General features: G+C 67.2%; 11 protein-coding genes. 9 read left to right on the top strand and 2 right to left on the bottom strand.

What is annotated here, in order from left to right:
- Positions 1-254 precede the first annotated feature (254 nt).
- The 4 genes from secB (at position 255) to ASF08_RS19035 (ending at position 3,972) form a co-directional block, all read left to right on the top strand.
- A complete protein-coding gene (secB, locus tag ASF08_RS19050) occupies positions 255-764 on the top strand; it encodes a protein-export chaperone SecB (protein WP_018045838.1) in 510 nt (169 codons plus the stop codon).
- 200 nt (positions 765-964) lie between these two features.
- On the top strand, positions 965-1,450 hold the full coding sequence (locus tag ASF08_RS19045; protein ID WP_056148578.1) for a DUF3429 domain-containing protein: 486 nt from the start codon (positions 965-967) through the stop codon (positions 1,448-1,450).
- A 99-nt stretch (positions 1,451-1,549) separates the two neighbouring features.
- The gene (hisS, locus tag ASF08_RS19040; RefSeq protein WP_056148573.1) at positions 1,550-3,088 is read left to right on the top strand and encodes a histidine--tRNA ligase; all 1,539 of its coding nucleotides are present in this window, start codon (positions 1,550-1,552) and stop codon (positions 3,086-3,088) included.
- A 287-nt stretch (positions 3,089-3,375) separates the two neighbouring features.
- Positions 3,376-3,972 (top strand): HupE/UreJ family protein, encoded by a 597-nt coding sequence (locus ASF08_RS19035; protein WP_056148570.1) that lies wholly within the window; start codon positions 3,376-3,378, stop codon positions 3,970-3,972.
- Between the two features lie 10 nt (positions 3,973-3,982).
- Here the strand turns inward: ASF08_RS19035 and ASF08_RS19030 are convergent, their stop codons facing one another.
- A complete protein-coding gene (locus ASF08_RS19030; RefSeq protein ID WP_056148566.1) occupies positions 3,983-4,606 on the bottom strand; it encodes an FMN-dependent NADH-azoreductase in 624 nt (207 codons plus the stop codon).
- A gap of 154 nt (positions 4,607-4,760) precedes the next feature.
- On the opposite strand from ASF08_RS19030, the gene ASF08_RS19025 reads away from it, so the two are divergent.
- The 5 genes from ASF08_RS19025 to ASF08_RS19000 all read left to right on the top strand — a co-directional run bounded on the left by ASF08_RS19025 (position 4,761) and on the right by ASF08_RS19000 (position 11,988).
- Positions 4,761-5,696 carry a ring-cleaving dioxygenase gene (locus ASF08_RS19025; protein ID WP_056148563.1) on the top strand — a complete coding sequence of 312 codons (936 nt, stop codon included), beginning with the start codon at positions 4,761-4,763 and terminating at the stop codon, positions 5,694-5,696.
- A 592-nt stretch (positions 5,697-6,288) separates the two neighbouring features.
- Entirely contained in the window at positions 6,289-7,941 is a 1,653-nt protein-coding gene (locus ASF08_RS19015) for a methyl-accepting chemotaxis protein (protein ID WP_373321265.1), read from the top strand.
- 345 nt (positions 7,942-8,286) lie between these two features.
- Positions 8,287-9,060: a ferredoxin--NADP reductase gene (locus tag ASF08_RS19010; RefSeq protein ID WP_056148553.1), complete on the top strand. Its 774-nt coding sequence runs from the start codon at positions 8,287-8,289 to the stop codon at positions 9,058-9,060.
- On the top strand, positions 9,057-9,740 hold the full coding sequence (gene bioD / locus ASF08_RS19005; protein ID WP_056148549.1) for a dethiobiotin synthase: 684 nt from the start codon (positions 9,057-9,059) through the stop codon (positions 9,738-9,740). Before ASF08_RS19010 ends, bioD begins: the two co-directional genes overlap by 4 nt.
- Before the next feature lie 325 nt (positions 9,741-10,065).
- Positions 10,066-11,988, top strand: a complete 1,923-nt coding sequence (locus ASF08_RS19000; RefSeq protein WP_056148545.1) for a potassium transporter Kup — start codon at positions 10,066-10,068, stop codon at positions 11,986-11,988.
- Here the strand turns inward: ASF08_RS19000 and ASF08_RS18995 are convergent, their stop codons facing one another.
- Positions 11,989-12,297, bottom strand: a complete 309-nt coding sequence (locus tag ASF08_RS18995; RefSeq protein WP_056148543.1) for a hypothetical protein — start codon at positions 12,295-12,297, stop codon at positions 11,989-11,991. It abuts the gene before it with no gap.
- Positions 12,298-12,495 lie beyond the last annotated feature (198 nt).

The raw sequence follows: 12,495 nt of genomic DNA, 5'->3' as shown, positions 1-12,495 counted from the left end.
TATCCAGCCAAGGAGTGGCCATGCCGGAGGGTTCAGGGTCAAGTGCGGATCGCCGAGTTCGGAGACGGCTTCGTTTCACGGGCCGAACTCCCGGCACTCGCGCCTCGCCTGCTCCTGCCGCTCGTCTTGTCCGAGGTGGCCCATCGTGTTAGCGCGCTGTCGCTCGGACCCGGCCCTGCGACGATCAGACGATACGCCGCGCAGCGGATCGCCGAGGTGCCCCGAAAGACCCCGCGAAAGAGGACGAGAACGCCATGGCCGACACCCCGGCACCGAACGGCAACGGCGCGGCTCCCGCCGAAGACCAGTCGCCCGCCATCAACGCCCTGGCGCAATACGCCAAGGATCTCTCCTTCGAGAACCCGAACGCGCCGCGCTCGCTCCAGCCGCAGGAAAGCGGCCCGCAGATCAACATTCAGGTCAACGTCAATGCCAAGCAGTTGGCCGAGGCCGATTTCGAGGTCGAGCTGACCCTGGAAGGCGATGCCAAGATCAACAACGAAGTGCTGTTCGCCTTCGAGTTGAACTATGCCGGCATCTTCCGCATGCGCAACATCCCGCAGGATCAGCTGCATCCGGCCGTGATGATCGAGTGCCCGCGCCTGCTCTTCCCCTTCGCGCGCCAGATCATCGCCGAGGCCGTGCGCAACGGTGGCTTCCCGCCCCTGTATATCGACCCGATCGATTTCGTCGGCCTCTACCGCCAGAAGGCCTTCGAGGCCCAGAACCAGCAGGCCGGGCAGACCGGACCGCTGGCTTCCTGATTCGGCGAGACATCGTCGATCCCGGAAACGCCTCGGCCGCTCTGCGCGTCGGGGCGTTTTCCGTTTCGGGATGCGAGCTGCGTGTTGCACGTGAAAACAGCCGCGCTTGGACTCCGACGCCGATCGATGCGCAGTGCATGCCGGAACCCCGCTCCGGTGGGAGGGTTGCCCGGCGAAGCACAGCGAGAAGCGGTGACGGAATGGGTCGGGACGACAAGCGTACGTTCACCGTGAGCGAACCCCGTGCCGTGCCCTGGCTCGGCATCGTCTTCGGTTACGGCCCGATGCTGCCCTTTACCATCGGCGCGGCACTGGCTTGGTGGCGGCGCGACGATCTCGGGGATGCGATCCTCTACCTCACCATCCTCTGGGGCTGCGCCATCCTGCTGTTCCTGTCGGGCGTGCGACGCGGCGTCAGCTTCCGCACCGAGGGCGGCCCCACCTTCATCCAGATCGCCACCATGCTCGGACTGTTCGGCCTCGGCTTCGTCGCCCTGGTCTCCGCTTCCCTCGGCCTGACGGTGGTGGCCATCGCCCTCCTGATTGCCGGCTTCACCACCGTGGCGATCCTCGATCCCATCGCCGCCCGCACCGGGGAGGCGCCGCTTTTCTTCGCACGCCTGCGCCCGACGCAGATCCCCATCGCCATCCTCAGCCTGTGTGCGCTGCTGGCCCTGAAGCTCTGACGACGACATCCCTTGCCACGCCCGACGCGCTTGCCGCTCGGGAGCGCGCGGGATAGAGCCCGGCTGACACCGACAGACCGAACGCAAAGCGAAGACACCATGGCCAAGGCCGATCCCAAGAAGGCCGATTCCACGAAGGCCGACACGCTGAAGGCGCGCCTGCCGCGCGGCTTCGTGGACCGCCGCGCCGACGAGATCGCCGCGCAGCACCGGATGCTGGAGACGATCCGCCAGAGCTTCGAGCTCTACGGGTTCGAGGCGCTGGAGACCCCCTTCGTCGAATACACCGAGTCCCTCGGCAAGTTCCTGCCCGATCTCGACCGCCCCAACGAGGGCGTGTTCTCGTTCCAGGACGACGATGAATCCTGGCTGTCCCTTCGCTACGATCTCACCGCGCCGCTCGCCCGCCACGTGGCCGAGCATTTCGACGCGATCCCCAAACCCTATCGCAGCTTCCGCGCCGGCTACGTCTTCCGCAACGAGAAGCCGGGCCCGGGCCGCTTCCGCCAGTTCATGCAATGCGATGCCGACATCGTCGGCGCGGGCTCCGTCGCGGCGGATGCCGAGATCTGCATGCTGATGGCCGACACGCTCGAAAAACTCGGCCTGTCTGGCCGGTACGTCATCAAGGTCAACAACCGGAAGGTGCTCGACGGCGTCATGGAGGCGATCGGCCTCTCGGGCGAGGACAAGGCCGGGCAGCGCCTCACCGTATTGCGCGCCATCGACAAGCTCGACCGCCTGGGCGTCGAGGGCGTGCGCCAACTCCTCGGCGAGGGGCGCAAGGACGAGAGCGGTGATTTCGCGAAGGGGGCAGGGCTCGCGCCCGACGCCATCGAGCGAATCCTCGCCTACGTCTCGTTCCAGGCCGCTCCCGACGCAGAGGGCGACCGGATGGCGTTCTGGGAGCAGTTCTTCGGCTCCTGGAGCGATGTGGTCGGCTCGTCCGAGACCGGCCGCGAAGGCATCGCCGAACTGCACGCCATCATGCGCCTCTGTGCGGCGGCGGGCTATGGCCACGACCGCATCCGGGCCGACCCCTCGGTGGTGCGCGGCCTCGAATACTATACCGGCCCGGTCTACGAGGCCGAGCTGACCTTCCCGGTCACCAACGAAGACGGCCAGACCGTGCGCTTCGGATCGGTGGCGGGCGGCGGTCGCTATGACGGCCTCGTCGGGCGCTTCCGCGCCGAGCCCGTGCCGGCCACCGGCTTCTCCATCGGCGTGTCGCGGCTGTTCTCGGCGCTACAGCTCACCGGAAGCCCGCTTCTCGAAGGCACCGCGAAGCCCGGCCCGGTGGTGGTGCTGGTCCTCGACCGCGACAACATCGCCGATTACCAGCGCCTCGTGGCGCGCCTGCGTGAGGCCGGCATCCGCGCCGAACTCTATCTCGGCGGCTCGGGCATGAAGGCGCAGATGAAATACGCCGACCGGCGCGGCAGCCCCTGCGCGATCATCCAGGGCTCCAACGAGCGCGAGGCCGGCGAAGTGCAGGTCAAGGATCTGATCGAGGGCGCCAAGGCGGCGGGTGCCATCGCCAGCAACGCCGAATGGAAGGCGGCGCGCCCGGCCCAGTTCTCGGTGAAGGAAGACGAGATGGTCGAGCGCGTCCGCGAGGTGCTGGCGCGGCATTTCTGAGGACGGCTCCGCCCGATCTTTGCGCTCGTTCCCGGCGACCTTCCGCTTCGCTGCAGGTGGCCGGGAAAGGGGCGGGGTCATCCGCCCCGTCGCTGCGATGGGACAGGCCGTGCCGGGCTCGCCATCCCTCGGCCCTCTGTCTTTCCTGGCCGCTTGGACCACAACGGAAGGCGAGCCGGGACCCGCGGAAGAAGGCCCTCGCCATCGTCGGCACGACCGTTGCCAGGACCGGTCACGTCCGGCATTCAGGGCGCGTGACGGCCTCTAGGGCTTCGGGGAGAGTGGGAATGAGACGCTGCGTTCGAATTCTGCCGGGTCTGGCGCTCGGTCTCATGGCCGGTCCTGCCCTCGCCCATACCGGGCAGGGCGATGCGTCGGGCCTCGCCCATGGGTTCCTGCATCCCCTGACCGGTCTCGACCACATGCTCGCCATGGTGGCGGTGGGCCTCGTCGCCGCGCAGGTCGGCGGCCGGGCGATGGTCCTCGTCCCGCTGTCGTTCATCGGCATGATGATGGTGGGCGGCGCTCTCGGCGCGGCCGGCGTGGCGCTCCCGCATGTGGAGACCGCCATCGCCCTGTCCGTGGCCGTGCTCGGTGCCGCCGTCGCCCTGCGGCTGACGATGCCGGTCGCGGCGGCCATGGCCCTCGTGGGTGTCTTTGCGGTGTTCCACGGCCATGCGCACGGCGCCGAAATGCCGGAGGCGGCCTCCGGTCTCGCCTATGGCGCCGGCTTCGTGGCCGCCACCGCCCTGCTTCACGCCGCGGGCCTCGGTCTCGGCCTCGGCATGGGGCGTCTCGGTGAGGGGAATGGGCGTCCGGCCCTGCGTGTCGCCGGCGCCGCTTTCGCCGCCGCCGGCCTCGGTCTCCTGGCCGGCGCTTTCTGAAGCCGGGGCCCTACAGCGTTCGCGCCAGGGCTCCGGCCTCGGCGCGGGCCTGCTCGCGGGATTCCCGGTCGAGATCGGCTCCCATCAGACCCTTCTCCACCGCGATCTGGTGGACATCGGTGATGCCGACCATGCGCAGCCAGGTCGCCATGTAGGTCGATTGGTGATCGTAGATCTCGGCGGGGAAATCCTCGCCGATGGCGACGCCCCGCGCATTGACGACGACCGCCTTCGCCTCGAGCATTCCGTTCTGGCCGCGCTCGTCGAAGGTGAAGAGCAGGTCCTTCTGGGAGACCAGATCGAACAGGTGCTTGAGCTTGTAGGGGATGGTGTAGTTCCACATCGGCACCGCGAACAGGATCAGGTCGGCGGCCTGGAACCTGGCCGCCAGGGCGCGGATGGCGACCCAGGCCTCCTCCTGCGCCGGGCTCAGGACGTCACCCGCCAGCGCCGCGTATTTGCCGGCCAGCGCCTCCCCGTCGAAATCCGGAAGCGGTGTGGTCCAGACGTCGAGTACGTCCACAGTGCCCTCCGGATGCGTCTCTCCCCAGGCATCCAGGAAGGCGCGGGCGACTTCGATCGACGCCGAGCGCTCCTTGCGCGGTGACGCTTCGACGTAGAGCAGATGGGGCATGCACAGGGCTCCAATGGCGGTGAGCGGAGGGATGTATCGCGCATCCCGCTCCGGCCCAGGGGCGGGCCGCTTTCCCGGATGATGCGTGGGGCCATCGCATTCCGTGGACGGACGACCCATGTCAGCGGGACATCGTCATTCGCAGGACAGGCCGATGCACCTCACCGGACTTCACCACCTCACCGCCATCACCGCGCGCGCCGCCGACAACGCGGCCTTCTACACGCGGATTCTCGGGCTGCGTCTCGTGAAGAAGACGGTGAACCAGGACGACGTCTCGGCCTACCACCTGTTCTACGCCGACGGCATCGCCGCGCCCGGCACCGACATGACGTTCTTCGACTGGCCGGCGCCCCCCGAGCGCCGCGGCACCGACAGTATCGTCCGGACGGCGTTCCGCGTCTCGGGCGAGGGGACGATCGCCTGGTGGCACGAGCATCTCGCCCGCGAGGGGGTGACCCACGAAGAGCCGATCCTGCGCGACGGCCGCCTCACCTTGGATTTCGAGGATGCGGAGGGCCAGCGTCTGATGCTGGTGGATGACGGCGGCGCAGGCGAAGCCCATCCCTGGCCCGCCGGCCCGGTGCCGGTGGAGCGCCAGATCCGGGGCCTCGGACCGATCCGCCTCAGCCTCGCGCGGATCGGGGCGACGGAGGCCGTGCTCGCCGAGGTGCTCGGCATGAGCCACGCCCGGAGCTATGACATGCTGGAGGGCGAGGTTCGCGTCTGGCAGATGGGCGAGGGGGGCGCGGGGGCTGAGCTCCACCTCTTGGAAGAACCCGGCCTGCCGCCCGCGCGGCAGGGAGCGGGGGCGGTCCACCACGTCGCCTTCCGCATCCCCGATGCGGATTACGGCAGTTGGGCCGACCGGCTGAGGCAGCGCCGCATGCCTTCCAGCGGGCCGGTGGACCGCTATTACTTCCGCAGCCTCTATTTTCGCGAACCCAACGGCATCCTGTTCGAGATCGCCACCGACGGTCCCGGCTTCACCGCCGACGAGCCATTGGAGACTCTGGGCGAGCGCTTGTCCCTGCCGCCCTTCCTCGAAGGTCGACGCGCCGAGATCGAAGCGGGTCTGAAGCCCCTGTGATCGCAAGGTCACCGGACCAGGCAGGTTTCACGAGATGACGAGCGCCGACCCGGATCGGCTGCGGCGGAGCGGCCGATGGAACGGGAGGCGGGCGCTCGGGCCGCCATCACCTGCCTCGTCGGCGCGATGTCGCTCGAACGAAGCCGCGAACGGGCCATTCGACGCGCCCGCTGCATTCCAAAGGAAAGCATCGCCCCGATGGGCGATGATCCCCTCGTCTGCATGCAGCCCCTGGCAGGTAGATCGGGCCGGCTCTGCCGGTGATCGTGCCCACCCCCAGACAACTGCACCATGCTAGCGATACGATCTTACTCCCCTATAGCGGCTGATTCTGAAGATGGTGGAGCCGGGATTCGGACAGGAAGAGAATTGGACTAGAATATAGCTTGAATCTTACAGATTACACTATTGAATGTAGTTTTCACTCGAAATCGATTCCAATTAACGAATGTTTAGTTTGTATTCGTGATAATGGACAACGGAGGCGAAACCTCCCGTCGGCAAGAGCAGTAAACAGGCCCCCGACACCCTCCCGTCCTATCGAAATCCAGGCTGAACGATGTCGAAGTTATCGATCGCAAAGAAGTTGGGATTGTTCTCAGGTCTCGGAATTCTACTGGCGGTTGGATTGGTCGCCAACCAGTGGATGGGCAACCAAAGGATCACTCAATCGATCGAAGCCGTCAGTCGGGAGCAGACGATCCTCGACGGCATCAAGAACGCGCAGCTCGCCTTGTCCCAGATCCAGGTCGCCGTCCGCGACGCGCGCCTGTCCGAAGCGGAGGAGACCTACAAGGAGGCCGTCGGCCGGATCCGGACGAGCTTCGATTCAGCCCATGAGGGACTCAAGGCACCGATCCGTATCGCCCTGAAGCCCGACGTCCTCAAGGACATCGATGCCGGGCTGGCGCAGTTCACGGAACTCGCCCTCAAGTCGGCGGCCACCATCACGTACGACCAGGGTCGCAAGAGGATCGACGAGGCGGCCCTGGCGGTGGCGGGGGAACAGCGGAATGGCGCCCGCAGGAAGGCGCTCCTCGCCATCGAACAATCGCTGTCCAATGCGCAGCGCTTCACGGACGAGGCTCGGCTGTCGTCGATGGGCGCCGTGGAAACCGCGAGCGTGCTGGGCCTCGTGATCGGAGCCGTGGCGATCCTCCTTCAGGGCGGGTCGGCCCTCTTCTCCATGCTGACGGTCGCCCGTCCGATCCGCGGAATGACGGACGCTATGAACCGGCTCGCCGCTGGCGATGTCGAAGTCTCGATCCCGGACCGGACACGCACGGACGAACTCGGTGCCATGGCGGGCGCGGTGCAGGTGTTCAAGGACGGCATGATCCGCAACCGCGCCCTCGAGATCGAAACCGAGCGCCTGCGCCTCGCCGCGGAGACGGAACGCAAGGTCGGCATGCATACCCTGGCCGACGAGTTCGAGGCGGCGGTCGGTGGGATCGTGAGCATGGTGTCCGCGGCGGCCACCGAGATGCAGGCCACGGCCTCGCAGCTGACGGCCTCCGCCGAGGAGACGTCGGCGCAGTCCAGCGCGGTCCTGACGGCAGCGGAGGAAGCCTCGGCCAACGTCACCGCCGTGGCCGGTTCGGCCGAGGAGCTCGGTGCCTCTGTGGCGGAGATCGGCCGACAGGTCGCACGTTCGGCGGAGATGACGGCCGCCGCCGTCCGCGAGGCGGAGCAGACCGCACTTGCGGTCGCGGAGCTCCGTGAAGTCGCCGCCAGCATCGGCGACGTCGTGAACCTCATCTCCAACCTCGCCGGCCAGACAAACCTCCTCGCTCTCAATGCGACGATCGAGGCGGCGCGGGCCGGAGAGGCGGGCCGGGGCTTCGCGGTGGTCGCCTCAGAGGTGAAGGAACTCGCCAACCAGACCGCCAAGGCGACGACGGAAATCTCCGCGAAGATCGCGGCGATCCAATCCTCGACCCGCCAGGCGACCAGCGCCATCGACGGGATCTCCTCGACGATCCACGGGATCGACGAGACGGCCGCCGTCATCTCCGCATCGGTCTCGCAGCAGGGTGCCGCGACCCGGGAGATCGCGGGCTCGGTGGCGCAAGCCTCCATCGGCACCGGCGAGGTCAGCGCCAACATCACCGGCGTCGCCCGAGCGGCGCAGGAGACTGGCGCCAGCGCCGGCCAGGTGTTCTCCGCCTCATCGGAACTGGCACGGCAGGCCGAACGCCTGAGCTTGGAGGTGCAGAAGTTCCTCCACACGGTCCGCGCCGCCTGAGCCGAAGCCCATCGCACCTGCCCCGTCCGGAGCCATGAGCGCCGCCCGCCTCGCGTTGAGGCGGGCGGCGTCACCCTGGCCGGCCCCCGACCGCTCCATCCCGGCGGACGCTCACCGGAATGCGCGCCGAACCCCACTTCCTGCGTTTCTTGCCGCATCGTCACGAGCCAGAATCGGCACGAGGTCGCATCCCCCGTGGCGGCGATGCCTCAAGTCAGAGCGATTCCAGACAGTTGGCGGTTTCGCTGCCTGCGCGCCTGCTATGCCTTGACGGGCGCGCCGCAGGTGCGAGAAGACCCGGCTGAAAGCCGAGATTCGCAAGCGAAGTTTGAGACGGACCCGTCGATGAGCAAGTTCAACGAGGAGCGTGTGTTGAGCGTCCACCATTGGACCGACACGCTGTTCTCCTTCCGCACGACCCGCGATCCCGCGTTCCGCTTCCGCAACGGCGAGTTCGTGATGATGGGCATCGAAGTCGAGGGCCGGCCCCTCCTTCGCGCCTACAGCGTGGTCTCGGCCAATTACGAGGAGGAACTCGAGTTCTTCTCGATCAAGGTCGAGAACGGTCCGCTCACCTCGCGGCTGCAGCACCTCAAGGTCGGCGATCCGATCATGGTCGGCAAGAAGCCCACCGGCACTCTGGTGCTCGACAACCTCCTGCCGGGCAAGAACCTCTACCTTCTCGGCACCGGCACGGGCCTGGCCCCGTTCATGTCGATCATCAAGGACCCGGAGACCTACGAGCGTTTCGAGAAGGTCGTCCTCGTCCATGGCTGCCGCCAGGTCTCCGAGCTCGCCTATGGCGAGACGATCACGCAGGACCTGCCGAATCACGAGTTCCTCGGCGAGGTCATCACAGCCGGCCTGATCTATTACCCCACCGTCACCCGCGAGCCCTTCCGCAACCGAGGCCGGATCACCGACCTGATGACCTCCGGCAAGCTGTTCGAGGATATCGGTCTGCCGCCGATGTCCGTCGAGAACGACCGCTTCATGCTGTGCGGCTCGCCGGACATGATCCGCGACACCCGCCAGCTCCTCACCGATGGGGGCTACGAGGAGGGTAATCACGGCGAGGCCGGCCACTACGTCATCGAGAAGGCCTTCGTCGAGAAGTGAGCACGCGTGCCCGCGCCGTCTTCGTCGCCGGCGCCGGGACCGAGATCGGCAAGACCTACGTCACCGCTTCCCTGACGCGCGCCCTGAGCCGCCGGGGGAACGACGTTTCGACCCTGAAGCCGCTGGCGAGCGGTGTGCCGCCTTTCGGCGAACCGTCGTTTCGCGAGAGCGACACGGCGATCCTTCTGGAAGCCCAGGGATTGCCGGTGACGCCCGAGACGGTGGAGGCCTGCTCGCCCTGGCGCTTTCTCGCACCGCTCGGCCCCGATCTCGCCGCCGCGCGCGAAGGGCGGAGCCTGCACCTCTGCGACCTCGTCGGCTGGTGCGAGGACCGGATCCAGGATGCCGATCCGGAGACGATCCTCGTCTTCGAGGGCGTCGGCGGCCTGATGAGCCCGGTGACGGCGGCAGCGACCGGTCTCGACTGGCTCAGGGCCCTGGCCCTGCCGACGATCCTCGTCTCCGGCAGCTATCTCGGGGCGATCAGCCACGCGCTCACAGCGGCGGAGACCCTGCGCTGTCACGGGCAGACGCTGCTCGGTGTCGTCGTCTGCGAAAGCCTCGGCGCGCCGACGTCGCCAGAGACGGTGGCGGCCGCCATCGCCCGTCATGTGCCGGCTCCGGTCCACTGCATCGCCCGCGACGGCGAATGCCCGGAGGCCTTGGTGCGGCTGGTCTAGGCCTTACGACAGGACGCAGCGAGAGAAACCTCGATGACGAATCCGGCCATCGACGTCTCCTAAAAATCTGGAATTCCCGCCGATCGTGACGATCGAACAAGGCGTTCATCGCCAAGACGTTGTACGGAGTTCGGTCTCACCTTTGCCGATCTCTGTTGCCGATATGGCAGGCGAGCGGGCAGGCGTCATCGATGCGAGGGGGCAAGGCTTCCTCACCTCTCCGTGACTCATGAAATCCCTCCCTGGACGGTGGAGCCGCCACCGCTAGGTTCGGTCAGGCGGTGACCCGAGCGCATCCGGGCTGCCCGTGGAAGGAAACGCCCCTTTGGCCCAACACGTATCCGCCCATGGGGCTTCGGCGGAGCGCCCGGATCCTCCGCGCGCCGGCCTGCCTCTTCTCCTCGGGGCGCTCGGCATCGTCTATGGCGATATCGGCACCAGCCCGCTCTACGCCTTCAAGGAAGCCGTGCGGGCGGCCTCCGGCGGCGGCCCGCCCCAGGCCATCGCCGTGGTCGGTGCGGTGTCGCTGATCTTCTGGGCCCTGATCCTCATCGTCTCGCTGAAATACGCGGTGCTGATCCTGCGTGCCGACAACAGGGGCGAGGGCGGCATCGTCGCCATGCTGGCACTGCTCGGCGCCCGTCATGCCAGGCCCGGCACGCGTCAGGCCGCGCTCCTCGTGGTCGGCCTCGTCGGCGCGGCCCTGCTCTACGGCGACGGCGCGATCACCCCGGCGATCTCGGTTTTGAGCGCGGTGGAGGGGCTCAAGGTGGCGGCCCCCGGCCTCGACCATGCCGTCCTGCCCATCACCATCGCCATCCTGGTCGGGCTGTTTCTGGTGCAGAGCAAGGGTGTCGCCTTCATCGGCCGCATCTTCGGCCCGGTGATGGTGGTGTGGTTCGTCGTCCTGGCGCTCCTTGGCCTCGGTGGCATCTGGCACGCGCCTCAGATCCTGGGTGCCCTCAACCCCTGGCGCGCGGTGGATTTCCTGGTCCATGCCGGCTGGCACGTGAGCTTCGCCATGCTGGGCGCGGCCTTCCTCGCGGTCACCGGGGGCGAGGCGATGTATGCCGATCTCGGCCATTTCGGCGCCAGACCCATCCGCCTCGCCTGGTTCGGCCTCGTCCTGCCGGCCCTCGTCATCCACTATTTCGGCCAGGGCGGCCTGCTGCTGGTGGAGCCCGACGCGATCGAGAACCCGTTCTACCGCCTCAGCCCGGACTGGGCCTATTACCCGCTGATCGCTCTCGCGACGCTGGCCACCGTCATCGCCTCTCAGGCCATCGTGTCGGGCGTGTTCTCGCTCACCCAGCAATCGATCCAGCTCGGCTTCCTGCCGCCCATGCGGGTGATCCACACGGCGCGCGAGGAGCGTGGGCAGATCTACGTGCCGGTGATCAACTGGCTGATGGCGGCCGCGACTCTCACGGCCGTCCTCACCTTCGGTTCCTCCGACAAGCTGGCCGGCGCCTATGGCATCGCCGTGTCGTCGCTCATGGCGATCACCACCCTGCTCGCCGCCCTGGTGGCGTTGAAATGGGGCTACAACCCCGTCGCGGTCTTCGCGGTCAACGGCTTCTTCCTCGCCATCGATCTCGTCTTCCTCGGCGCCAACAGCGTGAAGCTGTTCGAGGGCGGCTGGTTTCCCCTGGTGCTGGCCGGCTTCGTCGCCTTCCTGATGCTCACCTGGCGCAAGGGCAACCTCCTGGTGGAGGAGGCCCGCGCGTCGTTGCGGCAGCCCGAGGCGGAGTTCATCGAGCAACTGCGCCGCGCGCCGCCGATCACCCTGCCGGGCAACGCGGCCTTCCTGTCCTCGGCCACGAGCGGCATTCCGCTCCACCTGTCGCGTTTCGTCGAGCGCAGCCGTGCCCTGCACAAGCGCATCCTGCTCGTCACCGCGCTCTACGAGGAGGCGCCGAGCGTGCCTCGGACCGAGCGCGCCGAGGTGACCGAGATCACCCCGGACATCTTCCGCCTCGTCCTGCATTACGGCTTCATGGAGGACGCCTCGATCCCCGACGGACTGCGATGCGCCGTCGAATGCGGGACCCTGCCGAAGGAGTTCCTCGACGACCTGACGATCTTCATCGGCCACGAGACCATCATCCCGAAGAGCGACGACCGGGGCATGGCGACATGGCGTGAGACCATCTTCGCCTTCCTCCTACGCAACGCCGAGACCACCGGCGCGCAATTCTGCATCCCCACTCGCCAGCTCGTGGAGGTCGGCACCGAGATCGAGATCTGACTATTCGGCGTCCGGGCTGCGCGGTATCCGCGCGGCCACGCATTCGCGCATGGCGTCCTCGATCCTGGCGGCCTTGGCGTTGCCGTAGGCGGCCACGTCATCGATGCATTTCAGGAAGTAGCCGGCGGTGAAACTCTCGCTAAGGCTGTTGAACGACTTGCCGAGACGCGAGGCGATCTGCATGCGGTCCATGGCCGTGCCCTTGGTCCATTCCGTGAGCGGGTCGTTCATCGACAGGGCCTGTGCCGGGGCGGATGCCAGGAGCGTCGTCGCCACGAGGACGGCACGGGCAGCTCTCTCGTCGATCATCTCGTATCCTTACCCCCGATCACGCCGGCTGATCCGCCGATCCTTCGCCTCCGGCTTGCCGGGGAATAGCGAAAGCTTCGCGATCAGGCAATAATCTCAAGTCACTGACGCGTTTTGTCGCGTTTTTCATTATAATTACTTATTATGTAATCTATCGTCCGCCCCTGATATTCTCCTCCCGCTTGGGCTGTTGCTGGA

The organism is Methylobacterium sp. Leaf85, from assembly GCF_001422125.1.
GTDB classification, from domain to species: Bacteria; Pseudomonadota; Alphaproteobacteria; order Rhizobiales; family Beijerinckiaceae; genus Methylobacterium; species Methylobacterium bullatum.
This window is presented reverse-complemented; position numbering and strand designations above follow the sequence as displayed.

What these genes read in the sequence shown, in the direction of transcription:
- ASF08_RS18995 (WP_056148543.1), bottom strand. Translation starts at nt 12,297, where the DNA reads ATGATCGACGAGAGAGCTGCCCGTGCCGTCCTCGTGGCGACGACGCTC.
- hisS (WP_056148573.1), top strand. Translation starts at nt 1,550, where the DNA reads ATGGCCAAGGCCGATCCCAAGAAGGCCGATTCCACGAAGGCCGACACG.
- secB (WP_018045838.1), top strand. Translation starts at nt 255, where the DNA reads ATGGCCGACACCCCGGCACCGAACGGCAACGGCGCGGCTCCCGCCGAA.
- ASF08_RS19025 (WP_056148563.1), top strand. Translation starts at nt 4,761, where the DNA reads ATGCACCTCACCGGACTTCACCACCTCACCGCCATCACCGCGCGCGCC.
- ASF08_RS19010 (WP_056148553.1), top strand. Translation starts at nt 8,287, where the DNA reads ATGAGCAAGTTCAACGAGGAGCGTGTGTTGAGCGTCCACCATTGGACC.
- ASF08_RS19045 (WP_056148578.1), top strand. Translation starts at nt 965, where the DNA reads ATGGGTCGGGACGACAAGCGTACGTTCACCGTGAGCGAACCCCGTGCC.
- ASF08_RS19035 (WP_056148570.1), top strand. Translation starts at nt 3,376, where the DNA reads ATGAGACGCTGCGTTCGAATTCTGCCGGGTCTGGCGCTCGGTCTCATG.
- ASF08_RS19030 (WP_056148566.1), bottom strand. Translation starts at nt 4,606, where the DNA reads ATGCCCCATCTGCTCTACGTCGAAGCGTCACCGCGCAAGGAGCGCTCG.